Below are 21,820 nucleotides of genomic sequence, written 5' to 3'. Positions count from 1 at the left end.
GCTTCCCGAGGCACCACAAAACCCGCAAGGCCGGGGGCGTGTCCCGGCCCGGTCAGGAGCCGACGCCGTTTTCCGCCAAAAGATCCCGGATCGCCTTTCGGTAGGCGAGGAAGCCGGGATCCGGCGCGCTCGCCGGTCGCGGCGGCTCGGGCACCGCCGGCGCGGCGGACTTGCCGGCCGCCCTGTCCCGGGCCGGCACGCCGGCGCCGCCCCGCGCCGTGCGCATCTTCCGCTCCGCCCAGTCGATGACGTAGCGGACCTTCTGGCCGGCGAGGAACGGGTTCGCCTTGACGACGCCCGGGCCGAGGACGCTGACGACGGCGGCATCCGGATCGGCGGAAAGCACCGTGTGGGCGCCGTCCATCCCGAGAAAATGCGCGAGATAGAGCCGGCCGGCGGTGATCTGGTGGCCGCGGCGGGAGAGATAGGCCTCGCCTTCCCGCGCGAGGTTGCGGATCATTTCCCGCGACAGCGTCGGATCGTAGCGAAGGTCGAGGATCTCGCGCTCCGACAGGCTGGAGGCGAGATCCGGCCGATAGGTGCGGATCATCCGCAGCCAGGTCGAGGAGATGAACTGGCCGAGGCCGGCGGCGCTGGAAAGCGGGTTCTTCGCCCGGGCGTTGCCGCCGCTCTCGACATGGACGATCCAGCCGACGAGCCGATCCACCGCCCCGCTCGCAGGGCCCGCCGCGGGAGGATCGTCCCCCGCCGCGACGAGGGGCGCTGCAGCGCGGCGCGCCGCCGGCGCGAGCGGGTCGGTCGCCTTGCCGTCGACATAGAGCTCGAAATGCAGATGCGGCCCCGTCGACAGGCCGGTGGTGCCGACATAGCCGATCAGTTGTCCCGCCGCGATCGCCTGCCCCGCCTTCAGGCCGGGCGCGAAGCGGCTGAGATGGGCGTAGCGGGTCTCGCGGCCGCCGCCGTGACCGATCCGGACGAGATTGCCGTAGCCCTTGCCGTCGCCGGCATAGGCGAGGGTTCCGGCGAAGGCGGCATGGACCTCGGTTCCGACCGGCGCCGCCCAGTCGACGCCCTTGTGGATGCGGACGGTCTTCAGGATCGGATGGAGGCGCGGCCCGAAGGTGGAGGTCATCACGCCCTTCACCGGCACGACCATGCCCTCGGGCGTTGCGGCATCGCGCCCGCCGCTTGCGGTGCCCGGAGCGGTGCCGTCGGCGCAGGCGGGCGTCTCGTCGGCAGGGCGGAACACGAAGCAGGCGACCGGCCCGTCGGAGCGCGTCAGCGCGGCATAGCGGATGCGGGGTGCGGCGGCAGCGGCGTCGCCGGCCTCGAAGAGGAGGTCGAAGCGGTCTTCGGCCGTCGCGAGCGCATCGAGATCGTTGTCCTTCGACAGGAGCATGATCGCTTCGCCGACCACCGTCATCGGGACACCGTTGCGGATGCCGGTGGAATAGATCGCGTCGAGCAGGCGGAACTGGCGTCCGCCCGTCGACGGGCGCGCGGCCGCGGTCGCGAGGTCCTCGCCGGCGAAGGGATCGGCGCCTTCGACGAAGCCGTCGGCGGCGCCGCCCTCGCCGCCCGGCCCGTCGCTCCGTGCCAGGGTCCCGAGAAAGCGGCCGCCGGAATAGATCGACATCTGGGCGACGGTCAGCTTGTCGCCCGGCCCCGATCGCAGGCCCCTGACGCCGACCACCATGCCCGGCGCGAGATCCGTCACCTTGAACAGACGTTCCGCCGCCGCCGCGGCGGCCCCTGCACTTTCGGGCGCAAAGCCCCGCTCGGCCAGGAAACCGGCGATCGCCGTCGGCGCCAGAATGCGTTCGCCGAGATCCTCCGTCTCGGCAAAGCGCTCGCTCTCCGGCCGCAGCCGCGCGAGGCTGGTCGTATCCTCGATGCGGGTCTTCTGAAATTCCGGCAGCGGCGCCTCGCCCCGATCGACGGTCTCGCCCCAGCCGGCGGCCTCGGCATCGTCCAGCCCGGCCTCGGCCGCCCCCGCATCTCCCTCGAAAGCTGCCGAGGCGAAGCCGTCGCCGGCCGTCGCCGGCGCTTCTGTAGGGGCTTCCGCCGCCGCGTCGGCGCCGGTCCGCTGGGTCTGGAAAAAGGCGAAATCCGCCTGGCTCGACGGCAGTTGGACCATCAGCCGCTCGCCGCCGCTCACCAGCCGGTCGGAGAGCAGCGTCAGTTCGGCGGCGGGAATCGCGGCCGCCAGCGCCTCCGGCCGCTCGACGCGCTTCAGCCGCGACGCCGCGCCGGCGCTGCTGCCGAGGGTGACGATCAAGGGGTCGCCGGGCAGGTCCAGCATCATCGGCCGGGCGATCGCGGCCTCCGCGAGGTCCGCCTCGACCTCGGCGACGGCGGAGGCATCCTCCGCGACCGGCACGAGTTCGGCGTCGAGCGGGATCGGCTCGCCGGCGGGCAGCAGCAGGTAGCCGGCGGCCGCTGCGACGACGAGCAGCATCGCGAATGCCAGACGGGCCTTCAGCCGGCGCGCCCGCCGCCTGCGCTGCCGTTCGGCGCGGTCGGCGCGGAAGGCCGGGTCGATGCCGTGGGTCTGCGCTTGGTCTTTCAGCACCTTGCCACCACTTTGCGGCGGAGCGCCGCCGAGCCCGCCATCGCCGGAGCGATGCTAGCGCAGCGCGAAGATGATCTCTACCTCCGATTGCGGCGCGCCTGAAGGATCGCCCGGCCGGCCTGCTTGCCGACGACGGCCGTCAGGGCCGCTGCGACAAGAACAGCGTCCAGCGCGACACCGCCTTGGTGTCGACCTCGAGAAATTTCGCCGGGCGATAGCCACGGGCGAAACAGTCCCCGACGCCGGTGATCCGGAACCGCCGGGCGCCGACGCACATCGGCGTCGAGCCGTAGAGCACCGGCCGGCCGAAGACGTCGCTGGCATGGACGTAGACGTAGCGTGCTGAAAGCTCCTCGCGGATCGTGGTGGCGCATCGGTTGGCACCGACGATCCACCAGCCCTCGGTCGCGAAGCCTTCCGGGGTGTCGCGGCCGATCGCGACGTTGACGACGTCGAGGGACTGGTTACAAACGACGAACTGGGCAAGAGCGGGCGCGGGCATGGCGACGACGCAGAAGAGCAGGGCGGCAGGTATGAGCCGGCGGCAGGACGGCCGGCGGATGCCGGCGGCCGGGCCTTTTCGCAAGCCTTCCCCTCCTCCGCTCATTCTGCCCGCACCCGCGCCATGGGCGACCTGTACCGTGTCCGTTGGCCGTGTTAGGTCTTCTATCAAGGGTTGATGAGAGTTTCCAGCAAGGGGGCAAGGACGGCATGAGGGTGAGCGGCGTCGGATCGGGTGGCCATTTCCGCGAAGGGTCTGCAGCGGCGGCGGCGCGGCGGAGCGACGGCTCCCGCCGGCGGGCGGCGACGGCGATCGTCCTCGGCGCAGGCCTCGCGCTCTCGGCGGCCGGCCCCGGCGCTCTTGCCGAGGAGGCCGCAGCCCAGGCGGCGAAGGCCGAGGCCGGGCTCAGCCTCGAGCTCAACAACGCCGTCGACGACGCCGGCGTCTGCCGGCTCTCCTACGTCGCGGTGAACCGCACCGGACAACAGCTGGAAAAGCTGTCCTACGACGTCGTCGTGTTCGACAAGGACGAACGCGTCTCGCGCTTCCTCGTGCTGCAGTTCGGCCAGCTTCCGGCGGGCAAGACCAAGGTCGTCCAGTTCGATCTCGCCGACCAGGCCTGCGGGGCGATCTCGCGCATCCTCGTCAACGACGTTTCGGAATGCGACACGGGCGCCGGCGCCTCGACGCTGTGCATGGACGCGCTGCGCCCGACCTCGCGGACCGCGATCACCTTCGACACGTGAGGGACGGCGTTCCGGCCATGATCGCCCCCGGCCCGCGGGCGGGGCCGGGCGGCGAGGCCGGGGCGGCGGATCGCCTTCGGTCGCGGGCATCGGCGGCGCGGCGGCAATGCGGCCGCCGCCGCGAAGGCATTGGCCGGAATTGGAAACCGCAGGAGCCGGGCTGAACGTCATGTGGGAGATCGTCGCATCGCAGCTTCGCTCCAGCGCCGGACCGATCCTGATCGTGCTCCTGGCGCTGTCGGTCGCCGGCGTCGCCGTGACGATCGTCAAGGCGGCGGAATTCAGGGCCGCAAGCGTCGGGCGGATCGGCACGCCCCGTTCCGGCCGCCGGCGCCAGGCGACGCTGCGGGACATCGTGCTTGCAGCCGCCCGGAGCGCCCTTGCCGACATGCCGCCCGGCCGGGAAGCCCGCGAGCGGGCGAGCGCGCTCGCCGAGGAGGCGGCCATCGACGGCCTCGCCCGGCTGTCGCGGCACCTGCCGCTTCTCGACGCGATCGTCCAGGCCGCCCCGATGCTCGGCCTGCTCGGCACGGTGTTCGGCATGATCCAGGTGTTCTTCACCATGTCCGGCAGCGAGGGGGCGATCGATCCGGCGCTGCTCTCGGGCGGCATCTTCGCCGCCCTGATCACCACGGCGGCGGGCCTCGTCGTCGCAATCCCGTTCTTCTTCGCCGCCGCCTATTTCGACGCCGCCCTCGATGCCGAAACGCGGGCGATCGAGGGGCTGATCATCCGCACCGTCCATGGCGAGCGGGGCCGGGCGTCGCGGGCCGCCCCGGCCGGCGAGGCGGAGACGGCGGCCGATTCCCGCGCCGGGGGCGGCCTGCTCGAGCGGGCGCTCGCCCGGCCGCGCTGAGCGATGCGCGCGCCGCGGCAAAGGGCCGTCAGACGCTTCGTCCTCACCCCGCTCGTCGACGTCATCTTCCTGCTCGTCATCTTCTTCGCGCTTTCCTCGCGGATTGCACCGTTCGGCCTCATCCCCGTCACCGGCCACGGCGTCGCGGCGGGAGATCGCCCGTCCGGCGTCGCGGCGCCCGCCCCGGCGGCCGGCCCTGAACCGGAGGCGACGCTCGTCCTTTCGCGCGGCAGCGTCAGGATCGACGCCCGCCGCCTGCCGCTCGGCGACCTCGCCGCAGAGGCCGCCCGCCTCGAGGCGGAGGGCATCGAAACGGTGCTCGTCGTCACCGCCCGCAGCGCGAGCGCGGAAGACGTTGCCGCGGCGCTGGACGCGCTGCGCGGCGCCGGCATCGCCGCGGTCAGGCTGATCGCGGGACCCGGCGGCGGGGCGGACCCGTCATGATCGCGGACCGGCCCCGCCTCGGAGGCACCGTCCTGCGCCGGCGCGGCCGGCGGCCGCGGGCCGACGCGGCGATCCCGACGATCAACGTCGTCTTCCTGCTTCTTCTCTTTTTCCTCGTCGCCGGCACGCTGGCAGCGCCGGAGGAGGCCGACATCGATCCGGCCCATGTTGGCACGGGAGCCGGCGAGCGGCTGCCGCGGCCGCTGCTGTCGATCGCGCGCGACGGCTCGCTCGGCCTCAATGGCAAGGCTCTCTCCCGCGAGGCGCTCGCCGGTGCCGTCGCGGCGCTCCGCCGACCGGAGGAGGGGCGCGGCGCGACGCTCTACGTCCTGCCGGCGCGCGATCTTCCGGCGAGCACCCTCGTCGCGATCCTCGGCGAGGCCGCCGCCGCCGGCGCCGCGACGACGCTCGTCGTCATGAAGACCGGCCAGCGGGATGCCGGAGCCTCGCCATGAGGCCGGGACGCCGCCTCTGGATCGTCGCCGGCGCCGGCTCGCTGGCGTTCCACGCCGCCGGCCTGGCGCTTCTCCTGGCGCTGCTGCCGCAGGCCGAACGCCACGAACGCCGGGAGACGACGGTCACCGTCGAGGCGGTTCCCGAGACGCGTGAGGAGGCCGGGCGACCGACTGCTACGGTCGCCGAACCGGTCGAGGCGCACCGCGCCGCCCGCGCCGCGCCCGCCGCCGCAACGCCGCAGGCGGTCGTTCCGACGGACCGGATCGCCGGACGGACGGCGACGCCCCTCGAAGCGGCGGAAGACCCCGCCGCCGCACCGCTCGCCCCGGAGGCGGCCCGGGAACGGCTGGATCCGGCGGACGACGAGGGCACCCCCGCACGGCTCGTTCCGGCGGAGGAAGCGCGCCCGCCGGCAGAGCGGCCGGCAGCGCTGGCGGAGGCAGAGCCGGAATCGGGCGTCGCGACGAAGCATTTCCAGCCGGAGTTCGCGGCAAGGGTCGCGCCGCTGCGGACCGGGCCGTCCGAGACCGAAACGGCATTGTCCGCGGCGGCCGCGGATACGACCCTCTCCCCCCGGGCGGCGGAGCGCGAAGCCGCGTCGACGTCCGCCGCGATCCTTGAGCCGTCAGCTCAGCGGGAGCAGGTGCCCGAGCTGCGCGAGCGCAGCGAAATCGCGCCGGCAGCGCCGCACCCTGCGCGACGGCGCGCCCCGGAGGCCGCGGCGGCGGTCGTCGCGTCGTCGGAACGGCCGGCGCCGGTGGCACCAAGCGTCGCCGCCAGCGAGCGGCAGGCCTTCGAGCCGTTGCAGGCGATCCCTGCCGCGGTGGCGACCCGCGGCGAGCCGACGCCCGAAACGGCGACGACGCGCTTCGCCGCGCCCGACGCCGTGCCCGACGGCATCGCCGTGCCACGGGCCGCGCCGGCGAGCGTCGTCGCTGCCCGGCGGGCGGAGGCGACCGGGTCGGGCGCCGCCATCGTGGTGCCCGGGATCGCCCGACGATCGGAGATTGCCGGCCTCGTGCCGCCCGCCGCGGCAGCGGCGGTCGCCGAGATCGACCCTGCTGCGGAAACCGTTGCGGCGCGTCGAAAGCCCACCGGCGCCGATGTCGTCGTCGAACGCGCCGCGCCGCAGCCGGCCGACCGGTCCGGAGCCGGCGAGGAAGCGCCGAGGCTTGCCGAAGCGACGCCGCTCGCGCCGACCTCGTCGGCACGGCCGGTGCTCCCGGCGCGGCAGGGCGCCGTCATCGAGGCCGGTAACCGCCCCGACCCCGCACGCATCGCTCCTTCGGGATCAGGCGGCGGTCTCGTCGTCTCAGCAAGATCCCCAGACACGACCGCCGGCGGGGCGACGGGATCGGACGGCTCCGCGCCCCGTTTCTCGGCCGCCGAGCGGGTCGCGCCGCAGGCGCTTTCCGGAAGCGAGCGCGCGGGCCCGGTCGCGCCGGCCGGCCGCGCCGGTCCGGCCGCCGTCGCGACGCTCGAACCCCGCCGTCCCGAGCGCCAGACGATCGTGCCGAGCGAGGCGCCGCTCGGCAGCGGCGACCGCGCTGCCGAGGCCTCGGCCAATGCCGCCCGGCTGCTTCTGTCGCGGCTCGTCTCGGACTATTCCGGCGGCGACTGTTTCGCGGCGCTCACCAACGGCGATCCGTCGCCGGCCGGCACCCGGCTGTCGGCCCTGTCTGACGATCCCGAACGGATCGACGACTTCGCGACGGTTCTTTTGGAAAAGTCGCCGGACGCGTTCCGCAAGCTGCTCATCGACGTCGGCGAGGTCGGGAGCGCGCAATGCAGCGCCCTCGCCTTCCTGGCCGAGCGTCCCGGCTATCCGGACTACCGTCTGCGGCTGAGGCTCGACGATCGGAGGATCGCGGATGGCGGCAGGCTCGCCGGCAGCGTCGAGGGCCTCGGCGCGACCGACGCTCTCGATCTCCTCCTCGTCGACGACGAGGGGACGGTCCTGCCGCTGTCGGCCTTTGTCGAGCGCGACGGCGCCGCCGCGCGCTTCTCCGTTCCGGTCAGCCTTTCCGGCGCACCGGCCAAGAGCGCCCAGCTGGTCATCGCGATGGCGCTGCCCGAAAGCCTCGTCCATCCGGACGAGGGCGAGCCGGGCGAGCCGGCCGGGCGGTTCTTCCCTTCGCTGGCCGACGCCCTCCGGTCGAAAGGCTTCAGGGGCGAATTCGCCGTCGACCATTTCTTCGTCAAGGATCGGTGAGGGCTTGCCGGCCGAGACCGTGCCAGACCGGGCGGCCGGCCGCCCGCCCGACGTCCTGACCCCTTTATCCCGCCGGACGCTCAGTGCCGCGCGGAGCGTCCCTCGCCGGCGCCGCGTCCCGGCCGGCCGATGACGCCGCCGGCGGCGCCGACCGCCATGCCGAGCAGCATCGCGACGAAAGCCGAAAACGACGCCCGCGCCAGCCGGCTCGCCGCCGCCTGCCGGTCCGCCTCGCCGGCGGCCTGCGCCTTGCCGTAGCGTTCGGCGAAGGCGTCGAAGCGGCGCTCGGCCTCGGCCCTTCCGACGCCCGCCGTCCGGGCGATCGCGGAAATCGCCGTGTTGCGCGCCTCGCCGTCGCCCTTCGCCGCCGCGGCGTCGAGGACCTCCGAATAGGCCGCGTCGCGGTCCTGCGGCGTCGCGGCACCCTCGGGCGCGGCCGCCTCGCCGGAGGCTGCGCCGTCGGCGCCGGCCTCGGCGGGCGCGAAGAGCTGCGCCGAATTCGCCTTGAGCGAGGCGCCGAGGCTCGCCGATGCCGGCCCCAGGGCCTCGGCCGCCCGCGCCATGTCGTCGACCGACTGGCCGAGCACGCCGAAGGCCCCGCCGACGAGGCCCGCTGCGCCGCTGGTCAGGAGATAGAGGGCGAGAAGTGCCGTGACCGCCCAGGTGACGATGCCGTGCAGCGCGCCGTCCACCGCCGAGGGAATGCCGGCAAAGCGCGCGGCGGCGAAGCCGCCGGCAAACACCCCGACGAGGACGACGACGACCGCCCAGATTCCCGCCACCGACAGAATGCCGCCGGGCGCGCCGGTCGCCGTGGAAAGCCCCACCCCAAGCCCGAACAGGCCGAGCATGAACTGGATCATCAGCGCCAGGATCGCGCCGGCGACGATGCCGCCCCAGGAGATCCGGCGCAGCGTCCCGACGGGTGTGGCGGCCCGCTCGCGGCCGAGCTCGCTCACCCGTGTTTCACCGTGGCGCCTCTCGCGCCCGATACCGGAAAGATCAGCGATGCCCGCCTCCCCTCGTTGAGATTGGCGCCGGCGTGTCGCCGGCTGTTTCCTCGGCCGCCGCGATGCGCCCCGCATCGGGCGCGAGCCGCAACCCTCGATACGCATCTGCGGACGCAATGCCCGCTACGGCCGTCGTCTTCCTTAGCGTCATGACGCGAGCATCTCCAGTGCCCGCTCGCGCGGCCGACCGACGAGGCCGCCCGCGACTGCCGCCAGCAGCGCGGCGAGAAGCGCCAGGAAGGCGGTAAAGCAACCGGCGGCGAGTTCGCCGGCGGCGCGGTCGGCGGCACGCCGGGCAATGCGCAGGTCGCGGTCGTTCTGCCTCTGCCAGTCGAGCAGCCGCCGTTCTGCTGCGGAGCGCGCCATCCCCGACGCCGTCTCGATCGCGGTCACGGCAGCGCCGACCGCCCCGGCATCCGCGGTCTCCGCGATGCCGGCAAGGATCGTCGCATAGGCCGCCGCCGTCTCGGCTTCGCTCGCCTGCTGGCTGCGGCCGGCATTGGCACGGTCGAGGAACGCCTGCACCTCGCGCGGCAGCGCGGGCGATCCGCCGGCATGCCGCGGCGCCTCGAGCCGCGCCGCGGTTGCGAGCGACGAGACCGCGGCACCGACCGGGCCGAGGCTTCGCCCGACGAGGGCCGGCGGCCGCTCGGCCTGGACGAGGACGGTGACGAGAAGGGCGGTGGAAAAGGTCAGCAATCCGCACAGCGCCGCCTCGCGCGCACCGGCCGCGTCGGCGAGCCGGGCGCTGGCAAATCCGCCGGCGGCGAAAGCCGCCGGGGCCGCCACGACCCAGAAGAGGCCGGCCGGCGAGAGGAGCGGCGCGGCGTTCGGCCCGCTGCCGGTGGCGAGAAGATCGTCGAAGAGGCCGAAGCCGGCAAGTGCGGCGGTGACTTCGACGAGGATCGCGACCAGGACGCCGGCGGCGATCGCCTCCCATGGGATCGTGCGGGGGGCGCCGCCCGCCGCCGTCGCTCTCCAGTTGAAGATTGCCGTTGCTTTCGACGTCACTGCGATCCCGCGCCCTGGATTCGACCCCCGAAACCGTGCGTAGCGACTCGTCGGCGGAAATGCCAGCGCCGGAACATTGACCGGCTGACCTTCGCTGCCGGCAGGCCGGCTTCGCATCTCGACAGATGCGCGACGATCTGCTAACGGAGCCCGACTTGCGGGGCGCGGTGCCTCACAGGAACGGCACGGGCTGTCGGAACAATATTTCCTAGCGCTACAAACGGAAAACTCGGTGCAGGTACTCGTCCGCGACAACAATGTGGATCAGGCGCTTCGGGCGCTGAAGAAGAAGATGCAGCGCGAGGGCATCTTCCGCGAAATGAAGATGCGCAACTTCTACGAAAAGCCTTCCGAGAAGCGCGCCCGCGAAAAGGCGGAGGCGGTCCGCCGCGCCCGCAAGCTGGCTCGCAAGCGCGCGCAGCGCGAAGGGCTGACCGCCGGCGGCCGCGTCCACTGATTCTGCCGCAGCGTCATCGACAGCATCGCTGCTTCGCGTGTCGCGGCGGCGCGATGCGATGATCCCCGTCACGACGGCACGCGTCGTTTCGCCGCCCCTCGCCTGTCCGCGGCGATCCGCGACAGTCTGGCGGCGCGCCGATGCGCCGGAGCCCGGGCGGTTCTAGGAGCCCGGCAGACGATTTCGCCGCAGGCAGCGATCGGGCAGCGGGTGGGTTGGCTGCGCCACAGTCCTGGCCCGTTCGGCGGGGAACGATTTCAAAATTCGGCCGCTTGTGCGAGATAGTAAGAAATTCTCCCACGCAACAGCCGGACGAAATCCACACGACATGCCGATGACCGAGCGCCCGACGCCTGACGCCAATCGCCGACGCCCTGCAGTGCCCACATGGTGGGGCGGGCGTCGGGGCATGTCGGGAGCGCTGCTTGCGGCCCTTGTCCTCGCCGGCTGCCAGACCGGCTCCGACGTCGCGGCGATCCAGGCGATCTCGCTCGACAAGAACCAGGGCACCGAGCAGAACATCGCCTCGCTGAGCGCGACGGTGGACTCTAACCCCTCCGATCCCGAGGGTTACAACGTCCGCGGCACCGCCTATGGCCGGGCCGGCGACTACGACAGCGCCATCGCCGACTTCAACCGCGCGATCCAGCTCGATCCGAACTTCTACCAGGCCTACGCCAATCGCGCGCTGGTCTATCGCCAGATCAACGATCCGGGCAAGGCGGCGGCCGACTATACCAAGGCGATCCAGATCAACCCGAACTACGGCTCGGCCTATATCGGGCTCGGCAACGTCTACCGGGTGGCCGGGCGCAACCGCGAGGCGCTGAACTACTTCCAGAAGGCGATCGATCTCGGCACGTCCGATCCGCGCGCCTATCACAACCGCGGCCTGCTCTATCAGCTCGACGGCCAGCACAAGCTGGCGATCGAGGACTTTTCCCGGGCGATCTCGCTGCAGCCCAGCGCCGCCGAGCCCTATTCGGCGCGCGGCGTCTCCTATCTCGCCCTCGGCGACGACGACAACGCCTTCGAGGACTTCAACACCGCGCTGCGCCTCGACGACACCAAGGCGGAATACTGGACCAACCAGGCGCTGGTCTACGAGCGCAAGGGCGACAAGAGCCGGGCCTTCAAGTCCTATGCACGGGCCTCGCAGCTGAACCCCGGCTACCGGCCGGCGAAGGACGGCCTGGCCCGCACCCGGAGCTGATCGGGCGCCGCCGAAACCCTCACACGTCGTCATCCCCTAGCCCTCGTGCCGAGGATCTACTGCCATCGACGCGACGGATCGCTGCCGGGGATGCCCCTCCGCAACAGGAATGGGATGCCGCCGGCGACGGTAGATCCTCGGCACGAGGCCGAGGATGACGGCGCGTGTTGGGAGAGGCGTCGCGAAGCGGCGCCGGAAGCGGCCAAACCATTCTCCCAACATGTTCGGCAGGACCGACACGACGGGGCGGTGCCGGAAGAGGCAGCAACCTTCACACGTCGTCATCCTCGGCCTTGTGCCGAGGATCTACTGCCGTCGAAGCGACGGATCTGTGCCGGGGATGCCCCTCCGCGACAGGAATGGGATGTCGCCGGCGACGGTAGATCCTCGGCACGAGGCCGAGGATGACGGCGCGTCTCGGGAGAGGCGTCGCGAAGCGGTGCCGGAAGCGGCGAAACCATTCTTCCGTCGCGTCTGTCAGTGACCGACACGACGGGCGCGGTGCCGGAAGAGGCAGCAACCTTCACACGTCGTCATCCTCGGCCTTGTGCCGAGGATCTACTGCCGTCGAAGCGACGGATCTGTGCCGGGGATGCCTCTCCGCGACCGGATCGGATGCCGCATGCGACGGTAGATCCTCGGCACGAGGCCGAGGATGACGGCGCGCGTTGAGAGAGCCGTCGCGAAGCGGTGCCGGAAGCGGCGAAGCCATGCTTTTGCCGCGTCTCGGGAGAGCCGGCGCGGCGAGGTCGCGTCCCCGAACGGGACCCTGACGGCCGCGCTGCCCGGCTCAGCCGAGGCGCAGGCGCTGCGTCTGCCGTCCTTCAGCGTCGAAGTTCTCCGGCGCCAGCCAGGCCTCGTAGCCCGCCTTCAGCCGCGGCCAGTCGCGGTCGAGCATGGCGAACCAGGCGGTGTCGCGGTTCTCCCCCTTCACCACCATGTGCTGGCGAAAGATGCCCTCGAAGGCGAAGCCGAACCGCTCCGCCGCGCGCTTCGACGGCTCGTTCCGGTCGTTGCATTTCCATTCGAAGCGGCGATAGCCGAGCGTTTCGAAGACGTATCGGGCGGCGAGGAAAAGCGCCTCGGTGGCGATGCGCGTGCCGGCGATCCCCTCGCCCCACAGGATGTTGCCGATCTCGACGACGCCGTGCTCCGGCGTGATCCGCATCAGCGCCTGCCGCCCGCCGGCCCGCCCGGTCAGGCGGTCGATCACGGCGTGAAACAGCGGGTCCTCGGACCCAGCCGCCCGATCGGCCCAGGCGAGCATGTCGGCCAGATCCGCGGGGGGATGGTCCGGCAGCCAGAGATGGCGGCGCTCGGCCGCCTCGCCGCCGACCGCCGCGAGGATGTCGGCGGCGTGCCGCGCCGGATCAATGGGCTCCAGCCGGACGTAGCGGCCTTCGAGGACGACGCGCCCGGGGCGCCCCGCCGGCACGACGATCGGACAGGCTTCGGCTTGGCTCATCGCAACGCTTCCTCAAATCCCCCCGGCGGGTCTCTCCTGCCGGCGCCAGCATGATCCCGCCGCTTCGCCGGTCCGCCGGCGCTCCTGCGATAACAGGCGAAGCGATTGCCGAAAACGCGCAAAAAAGTACCGGCGACACGAATGTCGCCGGTCTCGCTTCTGATGGATGGCGGATGAGGACGCGGGAGAGCGGCCGTCAGGCCGTGACTTCCGCGACGTCGAAGGTCAGCGGCTTGGCGCTGGCGATCGCCTTGTGGGCCCGCACCGCCTCGAGCACCTCGTCCGGAACCGGGGAATCGACGTAGAGAAGGGCGATGGCGTCGCCGCCCGGCCGGTTGCGGCCGAGCTGGAAGTTGGCGATGTTGACGCCGGCATTGCCGAAGGTGGTGCCGAGCAGGCCGATGATGCCCGGCGCGTCGTTGTTGGTGGTGTAGACCATGTAGCGGCCGATCTCGGCGTCGAGATTGATGCCCTTGATCTGGATGAAGCGCGGCTTGCCGTCGGAAAAGACGGTACCGGCGACGTCGCGGGTCTGTTTCTCGGTTTTGATCTGAAGCTTGATGTAGGTCTCGAACACGCCCGACTGGTCGCGCCGCGACTCGGTGACCTGGATGCCGCGCTCCTTCGCCATCACCGGCGCCGAGACCATGTTGACGTCGGCGACCTGGCTCTTCATCAGCCCGGCGAGCGCCGCCGAGGTCAGCGCCTTGGTGTTCATGCCCGCGACGGTGCCGTCATAGACGATCTCGACCGACTTGATCGGCTCTTCCGTGACCTGGCCGACGAAGGCGCCGAGGCATTCGGAAAGCTTGACGAAGGGGGTGAGGATCGGCGCCTCCTCGGCGGTGATCGACGGCATGTTGATGGCGTTGGAGACCGCGCCGCGGATGAGATAGTCGGCCATCTGCTCGGCCACCTGCAGCGCGACGTTCTCCTGGGCCTCGGTGGTCGAGGCGCCGAGATGCGGCGTGCAGACGACGCCCGGCAGGCCGAAGAGGACGCTCTCCTTGGCCGGCTCGGTCTCGAACACGTCGACGCCGGCGCCGGCAACCTTGCCGGACTTCAGCGCCGCGGCGAGGTCGGCCTCGACGACGAGGCCGCCACGGGCGCAGTTGATGATCCTGACCCCGTCCTTCATCTTGGCGATCGCCGCGGCGTTGACGATGCCGCGGGTCTTGTCGGTCATCGGCGTGTGGAGGGTGATGAAGTCGGCGCGCTTGAACAGCTCGTCGAGCTCGACCTTCTCGATGCCGAGCTGGGCGGCGCGCTCGGCCGACAGGAACGGATCGAAGGCGACGACGCGCATCTTCAGGCCGACGCCGCGGGAAGCGACGATCGAACCGATGTTGCCGCAGCCGATGACGCCGAGGGTCTTGCCGGTGATCTCGACGCCCATGAAGCGGTTCTTCTCCCACTTGCCGGCCTGCGTCGAGGTGTCGGCGGCGGGAAGCTCTCTTGCGACGGCGAACATCAGCGCGATGGCGTGCTCGGCGGTGGTGATCGAGTTGCCGAAGGGCGTGTTCATCACGATGATGCCCTTGCGGCTCGCCGCCGGAATGTCGACGTTGTCGACGCCGATGCCGGCGCGGCCGATCACCTTCAGATTGGTCGCCGCCTCGATGATCTTCTCGGTGACCTTGGTGGCCGAGCGGATGGCGAGGCCGTCATAGTCGCCGATGATCTCGAGCAGCTTGTCCTTGTCCTTGCCGAGCTGCGGCTGGAAGTCGACCTCGATGCCGCGGTCCTTGAAGATCTGGACGGCGGTTTCGGACAGGGCGTCGGAAACGAGAACGCGAGGTGCCATGGTGCGTGGTCCTTTTCGGTGCGGCGCATAACCTCAAGGCAGCGCCGGCTGAATAACGAGTGCGAAAGCTGAACCTGGTCGTCATCCCGGCCTTGAGCCGGGATCCATTCCTCGGCCTTCTCGGCGTGCAGTTCGGTCGAGGATGATCTCGGCCCGATCGGTTCATGTTCGGCGGTTTGGCATGGATCCCGGGTCAAGCCCGGGATGACGAAGCGTCGGGGTCGGGCGTGAGGCCGGGATGGCGAGGCTTCGAGGTTGAACGCCTAAAGTGAGCGCCCCGAGCCCCTCATCCTGAGGTGCGAGCGAAGCGAGCCTCGAAGGGCGAAGGGCGGGATCCGGCGCCTGTCGTCCCGCGCCCGTCGAGGCCACCTTCCGTGGCATCTCAGGATGAGGGACGAGCAGGAAGCCGGGCGCCCGTCAGGCCGCCTTCTTCAGCTCGCCCTTCTGTTGCGCATAGGCCCAGGCGAGCCAGGGCATCAGCGCTTCGAGGTCGGTGGCCTCGACGGTCGCGCCGCACCAGATGCGAAGCCCGGCCGGCGCGTCGCGATAGGCGCCGATGTCGAGGGCGACGCCTTCCTTCTCCAGAAGCGAGGCGACACCCTTGGCGAAGGCGTTCTGGGCGTCCTCGGACTGGGCGACGAGATCGGGATCGGTGAAGGTCAGGCACACCGAGGTGTTGGAGCGGATCTCCGGGCGCTTGGCGAGGAAGCCGATCCAGTCGTTCGCGGCGACGAAGTCCTCGAGGACCTTGAGATTGGCGTCCGCCCGCGCCTTCAGCGCCTCGAGCCCGCCGATCTCCTTGCCCCACTGGAGAGCGTCGAGATAGTCCTCGACGCAGAGCATCGAGGGCGTGTTGATCGTCTCGCCCTTGAAGATGCCCTCGATCAGCTTGCCGCCCTTGGTCATGCGGAAGATCTTCGGCAGCGGCCAGGCCGGGGAGTAGCTCTCCAGCCGTTCGACGGCGCGCGGCGAAAGGATCAGCATGCCGTGGGCAGCCTCGCCGCCCATCACCTTCTGCCAGGAGAAGGTGACGACGTCGAGCTTGTCCCAGGGAAGGTCCTGGGCGAAGGCCGCCGAGGTCGCGTCGCAGATGGTGAGACCGGCGCGGTCCGCCGGGATCGCGTCGCCGTTCGGCACCTTCACGCCGGAGGTCGTGCCGTTCCAGGTGAAGACGACGTCGCGGTCGAAGTCGATCTCGGCGAAATCGACGATCTCGCCATACGGGGCCTCGAACTTGCGGACGTCGGCGAGCTTCAGCTGCTTGACCGCGTCGGTCACCCAGCCCGAGCCGAAGGACTCCCACGCGACGACGTCGGTGCCGCGGGCCCCGAGCAGCGACCACATCGCCATCTCGACGGCGCCGGTGTCGGAGGCCGGAACGATGCCGATGCGATAGGTGGCGGGAACGCCGAGCAGCGCGCGGGTCTCGTCGATCGCCTGTTGGAGTTTGGATTTTCCGACCTTGGCGCGATGCGAGCGGCCGAGCGCTGCATCTTCGAGCGCCTGAAGCGACCACCCGGGTCGTTTCGCGCAAGGTCCGGACGAGAAGCGGGGATTGGCCGGACGCAGGTCCGGCTTGGAAATGTTCGCCATCTTGTAGCTACCCTTTCAGATAGGCGCCTCTCGTTGGGGAGAGGTGTCCCGCCGCGGCAGATAGCGGAAAGCCGGAGCGGCGGCAAGAGCCAAGAAATCGGGATGCGGCGACGGGTGCCGCCAGATGCCGTCGGCACGGCGGCCTCCGGCGGAGCCGCCAGCGGTCTCGTGAAAGGCGATTCCGCGCACGGATCGCACGCGTGCGAGAAGACGTCTGACGAGCGGGCCGTCGCCCGCCACATTCCGCCGAATTGCGACACGGGCGTCGCATTCCCGCCACCGGGCGATCACGTTTTTCCGCTTTTCCGGCAGAAGGTTGCGGGAAACTGAAAAAGGTTCCGCTTGCCCCGAAAAAATCTTCCTGCCGCCCGTTTCTCATCACGGTTTCGTCAAAGGCGTTGCCGAAAGAGCGCCGCATCGCAACGGGAAAAGAGCAAGAGCACTGATGAAGATCGTGAAGACCATCGCCCTGGGAGTTGCCCTCCTCGCCGCACCGGCCCTGACCAATGCGCCGGTCCTGTCGGCCGAGGCTTTCGCCGGCAGCGTCAAGGCGTCGGCTGGCAGCGCGTCCTACTACGGCAAGCGTTTCCACGGACGGCGCACGGCCAACGGCGAACGGTTCAACATGAACGCCATGACCGCGGCCCACAAGTCGCTGCCCTTCGGCACCAAGGTGCGCGTCACCAACCGGCGCAACGGCAAGTCCGTCGTCGTCAGGATCAACGATCGCGGGCCCTACGCCCATGGCCGGGTGATCGACCTGTCGCGTGCGGCCGCGTCGCGGATCGGCATGCTTTCCTCCGGCACCGCGCCGGTGAAGCTCGACATCCTCTGAGGGGAACGAGAAAGACGGGCAACTGCGAGGGGTGAGGCGGCACTGTCGTCTCCGTGGACGCTCGAAACGCGAGGGGGATGGGTGAGCTGCCGCTTTCCCACCCGATCGACCGCCCGGCGCGACGCCGGGGCGAAGGGCGACGCCAGGACGGCGCGCCGTCCCGGGCACGGTTCCGGAGACTTTTTGCCGGCAGCAAGGCGCGCCGGCCGCATCCTTCCGCTGACGCAGATCTTCAAGTCGACGCTTCCTTCCGATCCTCGCCCGAGCCGCGGCGACGCGGCGTTCGTCGCCCTCTGATCGGGACATGAAGCGGCCGGGTCACGGCATTCCGCCCATTCGGCCGTGCGGGATTTCGCCGTTTCTTCCACCGGTTTCGGCAACGGTTTTTTGCGGCGCGGGGAACCCGGCGCCCTCCAAAAGCCTTTAGGCAGCAAGTTGAACGGACCACCCCCGAGGTCCTCAAGGAGCAGCCAGTGCTTAGCAAGACCGGAACCCTTCTCGCCTGCCTTTCTATACTTGCCCTCGCGCCGTCGGTCGCGGCCGCAAAAGACGGCAATTCTCAGGAAAGCTTCCAGGTCTCGAGCCTTCGTCTGTCGAGCCTGCCGATTCCGACGTCCCGCGAAAAGGTTCTGGGCGAGTCTGCGCCTGCCAAGGCGGCGAAGATCCGCCGCACCGCCACCGGCATCCGCATGGTCGGGCCGGTGTTCTTTCCCGAGGACCGCCAGTAGGCCGCAGCAGACGGGCGAACCCGCATCGTCCTGACAGCGCGGGTCATCTCCCGCTTATCCCGACTTTCCCGGATCGCGGCGAACGCCGTTCTCCCCTTCCATCCCACCTCCCTTCCCGCGCGGCACCGATCTCCCTGATGTGATCGGTGCCGCTTGCGCATGTCCGTCCCTCGGCGCAATCTCGCCGGACTGGGTCTCCGGCCTAAGGAGCGTCGCCACCACCCAAGCCGCGGTCGAACGGCGGGGGCGAAGACGGTCGAGGACCTGTAGCGGGGACCGGCAACTCACTCTCGCCGGCCTCAACCGAGTGGGAGGAGACAATGAGCGAAACCCTGGACCGCCCGACCGGGGCGGCGGCGAATTCCGCGCGCGCCAAGGCGGAGAAATGGCTGTCGGACTTCGAGGCGGCACTCGCCGCAAACGACGCCGCAAAGGCGGCCTCGATGTTCGCCGCGACGAGCTTCTGGCGCGACCTGATCGCCTTCACCTGGAACATCAAGACGGTCGAAAACCCTGACGGCGTCGAGGCGATGCTCTCGGCCGTCCTTGCCGGCGTGAAGCCACGGAATTTCCGCCTTTCGGAAGAGCCGGGCGAGGACGGCGGCATCGTCACCGCCTTCTTCACCTTCGAGACCGGCGTCGCCCGCGGCGAGGGCGTCGTCCGCCTGAAGGACGGCAAGGCCTGGACCTTCCTCACCGCCATGACGGAGCTCAAGGGCTTCGAGGAGCCGATGAGCGAGCGCCGGCCGATGGGCGCCGAGCACGGCCAGGAACTTAACCGCAAGAGCTGGCTCGAAAAGCGCGAAGCGGAAGCAAAGAGCCTCGGCTACGAGACCCAGCCGCAGGTCGTCATCATCGGCGGCGGCCAGGGCGGCATCGCCCTCGGCGCACGGCTGCGCCAGCTCGGCGTCCCGACCATCATCGTCGAGAAGAACGAACGGCCGGGAGACAGCTGGCGCAGGCGCTACAAGTCGCTCTGCCTGCATGATCCCGTCTGGTACGACCACCTCCCCTATCTGTCGTTTCCCGCCAACTGGCCGGTGTTTTCGCCGAAGGACAAGATCGGCGACTGGCTGGAAATGTACACGCGGGTGATGGAGCTGAACTACTGGTCGAAGACCACCGCCAGGAGCGCCCGCTACGACGCAGACAAGGGTGAGTGGGAGGTCGTCGTCGACCGTGACGGCGAGGCGGTGACGCTGCGGCCGAAGGAGCTGGTCTTCGCCACCGGCATGTCGGCCAAGCCGAACGTCCCCGACTTTCCGGGCAAGGACCGGTTCAAGGGCGACCAGCACCATTCCTCGCAGCATCCCGGCCCCGACGCCTACAAGGGCAGGAAGGCGGTCGTCATCGGCTCGAACAACTCGGCCCACGACATCGCGGCGGCGCTCTACGAGGCGGGCGCCGACGTCACCATGGTGCAGCGCTCGACCACCCACATCGTGCGCTCCGAGCCGCTGATGGAGCACGGACTCGGCGATCTCTATTCGGAACGGGCGCTGAAGGCCGGCATCGACACCCACAAGGCGGACATGATCTTCGCCTCGATCCCCTACCGCATCCTCCACGAGTTTCAGATTCCGGTCTACGAGAAGATCCGCGAGGTCGACAAAGCCTTCTACGAAGCGCTCGAAAAGGCCGGCTTCCAGCTCGACTGGGGCGCCGACGGCTCCGGCCTGTTCATGAAATACCTCCGGCGCGGCTCGGGCTACTACATCGACGTCGGCGCCTCGCAGTTGATCATCGACGGCAAGATCAAGCTGAAGGCCGGCCAGGTCGAGGAGATCACCGAGACGGGGGTCAAGCTCGCCGACGGGACGGAGCTCCCGGCCGATCTCATCGTCTATGCCACGGGCTACGGCTCGATGAACGGCTGGGTCGCCGATCTCGTCGGCCAGGAGGCGGCGGACAAGGTCGGCAAGGTCTGGGGCCTCGGATCCGAGACGCCGAAGGATCCGGGCCCCTGGGAGGGAGAGCAGCGCAACATGTGGAAGCCGACCCAGATCGAGCATCTGTGGTTCCACGGCGGCAATCTGCACCAGTCGCGGCACTATTCGCTGTATCTCGCCTTGCAGCTCAAGGCGCGGATGGAGGGTATCCCGACGCCGGTCTTCGGCCTGCAGGAGACCCACCATCTCGGGCGCTGAAAGGCGCAGCGCCCGATCCGGCCGCGAAGGCCGATCGAGACCGGCGGCCGGCTGCACCGGCCGGCCGCCCGGTCATGCGCTCGCGCTCATACGGTCGCCGGCGAAAAGAATCACCGGCGCGTCTGCAACTTTTCCCGGACAGGGCCGTTACTACGCCAACTAAACTCTTCGTGAAAAGGAGTACCGACCATGATCGGTTGGGCCATTACTTTCCTCATCGTCGCGCTGATCGCGGCCGTGCTTGGCTTCGGCGGTATCGCCGGCACCGCGGTCGGCATCGCCAAGATCATCTTCTTCGTCGCGATCGTTCTGTTCGTCCTGTCGCTGATCTTCGGCCGTCGCCGGGCGATCTGACCTTCGGACGATACCGGAATCGATAAGGCCGCTCCGTCTCGCGACGGGGCGGCCTTTTTCGTCCACGGAGCCGGGCGTCTCGCATCGACCCCCTGCCGGCCGAAGGTCAGCGGAAGAGGTGAGCGCGCCAAATATCGTCGAAGATCCACCACGACGATCTTTCGGTCGTACGACGCTGACCCATTGGATTTGCAACGGTCGAGAGGGTGCCGGCGGGCCGGGAGGGCTCGACGGGCTGGATCACCCCTCCCGGGTCTGCTCCCCGTTCGCCCGCTCGAGATACTCCGACGAGCGCATCTCGAAGAGCCGCGAGGCCGTCCGGTCGAATTCGAACGCCTCGGTGCCGCTGCGGCCCTGATACAGCGCGTTGGCCGGCGCCTCGGCCGAGACCACCAGCCGCCGGCCGGCATCGTAGAAGGTGTCGACGAGGGTGATGAAGCGTTTCGCCTCGTTGCGCTCCGCCTCGCCCATCACCGGCACGTCCTCGACCACCAGCGTGTGGAATCGCCGTGCCAGCGCCAGATAGTCCTGGGCCCCGAGAGGCCGCTTCAACAGGTCCTCGAAGGCGAACCGCGCGGCGCCGTTGCCGGCCCGCGGAACCGGGATCGTCCGCCCCTTCACCGACAGCGACGCGGTGGTCTCCCTGCCGCCGCCGAGAAGCCGCTCCCAGGCCGCGTCGATGCGCTCGGCGGCGGACGGATCGCGGCTGTCCAGATAGACGTCCTCCTCGCCAAGAAACGCCAGACGATAGTCCTCGGCGCCGGCAAGTTCGAAGGTTTCCGCATGCTTCTTCAGAACCTCGACGAACGGCAGGAAGAGCTGCCGGTTGAGGCCGTCTGGATAGAGCGCGTCCGGCGCGACGTTGGAGGTCGCGACGAGGACGAGGCCGTTCGCGAACAGCGCCTTGAACAGCCGCGACAGGATCATCGCGTCGGCGATGTCGGTGACGGTGAATTCGTCGAAGCAGAGCAGCCGGGATTGCGCCGCGATCGCCGCCGCGACCGGCGGGATCGGGTCGTCGCCCCGCACCTCGCCGTTCTTGTGGGCGCGGCGATGTTCGCCGATCCGCTCGTGCACCTCGGCCATGAAGGCGTGGAAGTGCACGCGCCGCTTGGCGGCGACGGCGGTCTGGCGGAAGAACATGTCCATCAGCATGCTCTTGCCGCGGCCGACGTCGCCGTAGACATAAAGGCCCTTGACCGGATCGGCTTCGCGCTTCTTGCCGAAGAGCCAGCCGAGCGCGCTCTTCTTCGAGGCGCCGATCTCGGCCGAAAGCCGCCGGTCCAGCGCGTCGAGCCGGTCGGCGAGATGGCGCTGCAGCGGATCGGGCTCGATCTCGCGGGCGGCGATCAGCCGCTCCAGCGCAGAGCGCACCGGCCCCTGGCGCGGCTTCGGCTCGACGGTTGCGCTGGGGGCCATGGTTCCGTGCGTTTCCTTCGGCAGTTCGAAATCGT

General features: G+C 70.1%; 19 protein-coding genes. 11 read left to right on the top strand and 8 right to left on the bottom strand.

The features are described from left to right. Positions 1-52: 52 nt before the first annotated feature. Complete coding sequence (locus J1C47_RS12665) at positions 53-2,533, bottom strand: peptidoglycan DD-metalloendopeptidase family protein (protein ID WP_207351134.1); 2,481 nt, start codon at positions 2,531-2,533, stop codon at positions 53-55. Between the two features lie 139 nt (positions 2,534-2,672). Next, a complete protein-coding gene (locus J1C47_RS12660; RefSeq protein ID WP_245396536.1) occupies positions 2,673-3,119 on the bottom strand; it encodes a DUF1036 domain-containing protein in 447 nt (148 codons plus the stop codon). A 131-nt stretch (positions 3,120-3,250) separates the two neighbouring features. On the opposite strand from J1C47_RS12660, the gene J1C47_RS12655 reads away from it, so the two are divergent. The 5 genes from J1C47_RS12655 to J1C47_RS12635 all read left to right on the top strand — a co-directional run bounded on the left by J1C47_RS12655 (position 3,251) and on the right by J1C47_RS12635 (position 7,749). Beyond that, positions 3,251-3,781, top strand: coding sequence for a hypothetical protein (locus J1C47_RS12655; RefSeq protein ID WP_207351133.1), 531 nt, complete (start codon positions 3,251-3,253; stop codon positions 3,779-3,781). Between the two features lie 139 nt (positions 3,782-3,920). Then, complete coding sequence (locus J1C47_RS12650; RefSeq protein WP_207351132.1) at positions 3,921-4,637, top strand: MotA/TolQ/ExbB proton channel family protein; 717 nt, start codon at positions 3,921-3,923, stop codon at positions 4,635-4,637. A 3-nt stretch (positions 4,638-4,640) separates the two neighbouring features. Then, positions 4,641-5,081, top strand: a complete 441-nt coding sequence (locus J1C47_RS12645; RefSeq protein ID WP_207351131.1) for an ExbD/TolR family protein — start codon at positions 4,641-4,643, stop codon at positions 5,079-5,081. Next, a complete protein-coding gene (locus tag J1C47_RS12640) occupies positions 5,078-5,536 on the top strand; it encodes a biopolymer transporter ExbD (protein ID WP_207351130.1) in 459 nt (152 codons plus the stop codon). The genes J1C47_RS12645 and J1C47_RS12640 overlap by 4 nt, the downstream gene beginning before the upstream one ends. Then, positions 5,533-7,749, top strand: coding sequence for a hypothetical protein (locus J1C47_RS12635; RefSeq protein WP_207351129.1), 2,217 nt, complete (start codon positions 5,533-5,535; stop codon positions 7,747-7,749). The genes J1C47_RS12640 and J1C47_RS12635 overlap by 4 nt, the downstream gene beginning before the upstream one ends. An 80-nt stretch (positions 7,750-7,829) precedes the next feature. On the opposite strand, the gene J1C47_RS12630 is transcribed toward J1C47_RS12635, so the two are convergent. Both J1C47_RS12630 and J1C47_RS12625 read right to left on the bottom strand, forming a co-directional pair. Then, positions 7,830-8,708 (bottom strand): hypothetical protein, encoded by an 879-nt coding sequence (locus J1C47_RS12630; protein ID WP_207351128.1) that lies wholly within the window; start codon positions 8,706-8,708, stop codon positions 7,830-7,832. A 198-nt stretch (positions 8,709-8,906) separates the two neighbouring features. Then, complete coding sequence (locus tag J1C47_RS12625; protein ID WP_207351127.1) at positions 8,907-9,770, bottom strand: hypothetical protein; 864 nt, start codon at positions 9,768-9,770, stop codon at positions 8,907-8,909. A 232-nt stretch (positions 9,771-10,002) separates the two neighbouring features. Here J1C47_RS12625 and rpsU point away from each other — a divergent pair, with 232 nt between their 5' ends. Both rpsU and J1C47_RS12615 read left to right on the top strand, forming a co-directional pair. Beyond that, on the top strand, positions 10,003-10,227 hold the full coding sequence (gene rpsU / locus J1C47_RS24015) for a 30S ribosomal protein S21 (RefSeq protein ID WP_207351126.1): 225 nt from the start codon (positions 10,003-10,005) through the stop codon (positions 10,225-10,227). Between the two features lie 409 nt (positions 10,228-10,636). Next, positions 10,637-11,440, top strand: coding sequence for a tetratricopeptide repeat protein (locus J1C47_RS12615; RefSeq protein ID WP_245396535.1), 804 nt, complete (start codon positions 10,637-10,639; stop codon positions 11,438-11,440). 790 nt (positions 11,441-12,230) lie between these two features. On the opposite strand, the gene J1C47_RS12610 is transcribed toward J1C47_RS12615, so the two are convergent. The 3 genes from J1C47_RS12610 to J1C47_RS12600 form a co-directional block, all read right to left on the bottom strand. Beyond that, positions 12,231-12,905, bottom strand: a complete 675-nt coding sequence (locus J1C47_RS12610) for a GNAT family N-acetyltransferase (RefSeq protein ID WP_207351124.1) — start codon at positions 12,903-12,905, stop codon at positions 12,231-12,233. A 196-nt stretch (positions 12,906-13,101) separates the two neighbouring features. Continuing rightward, the gene (gene serA, locus J1C47_RS12605) at positions 13,102-14,709 is read right to left on the bottom strand and encodes a phosphoglycerate dehydrogenase (RefSeq protein ID WP_207351123.1); all 1,608 of its coding nucleotides are present in this window, start codon (positions 14,707-14,709) and stop codon (positions 13,102-13,104) included. 417 nt (positions 14,710-15,126) lie between these two features. Beyond that, positions 15,127-16,302, bottom strand: coding sequence for a phosphoserine transaminase (locus tag J1C47_RS12600; protein WP_207351122.1), 1,176 nt, complete (start codon positions 16,300-16,302; stop codon positions 15,127-15,129). Positions 16,303-16,747: 445 nt separating this feature from the next. On the opposite strand from J1C47_RS12600, the gene J1C47_RS12595 reads away from it, so the two are divergent. The 4 genes from J1C47_RS12595 to J1C47_RS12580 all read left to right on the top strand — a co-directional run bounded on the left by J1C47_RS12595 (position 16,748) and on the right by J1C47_RS12580 (position 20,366). Next, positions 16,748-17,137: a septal ring lytic transglycosylase RlpA family protein gene (locus tag J1C47_RS12595; RefSeq protein WP_207351121.1), complete on the top strand. Its 390-nt coding sequence runs from the start codon at positions 16,748-16,750 to the stop codon at positions 17,135-17,137. 473 nt (positions 17,138-17,610) lie between these two features. Then, positions 17,611-17,865, top strand: coding sequence for a hypothetical protein (locus tag J1C47_RS12590; protein WP_207351120.1), 255 nt, complete (start codon positions 17,611-17,613; stop codon positions 17,863-17,865). Positions 17,866-18,185: 320 nt separating this feature from the next. Continuing rightward, complete coding sequence (locus tag J1C47_RS12585; protein WP_207351119.1) at positions 18,186-20,012, top strand: flavin-containing monooxygenase; 1,827 nt, start codon at positions 18,186-18,188, stop codon at positions 20,010-20,012. A 189-nt stretch (positions 20,013-20,201) separates the two neighbouring features. Then, positions 20,202-20,366, top strand: coding sequence for a DUF1328 domain-containing protein (locus J1C47_RS12580; protein ID WP_207351118.1), 165 nt, complete (start codon positions 20,202-20,204; stop codon positions 20,364-20,366). Between the two features lie 240 nt (positions 20,367-20,606). Here J1C47_RS12580 and zapE read toward each other — a convergent pair whose 3' ends face one another. Beyond that, positions 20,607-21,785: a cell division protein ZapE gene (gene zapE, locus J1C47_RS12575; RefSeq protein WP_207351117.1), complete on the bottom strand. Its 1,179-nt coding sequence runs from the start codon at positions 21,783-21,785 to the stop codon at positions 20,607-20,609. Positions 21,786-21,820 lie beyond the last annotated feature (35 nt).

This window comes from Jiella sonneratiae (genome assembly GCF_017353515.1).
In the GTDB taxonomy this organism is placed as follows: domain Bacteria; phylum Pseudomonadota; class Alphaproteobacteria; order Rhizobiales; family Rhizobiaceae; genus Jiella; species Jiella sonneratiae.
Note: the sequence above shows the minus strand (reverse complement) of the source record. Positions and strands in the feature narration are given on the sequence as shown.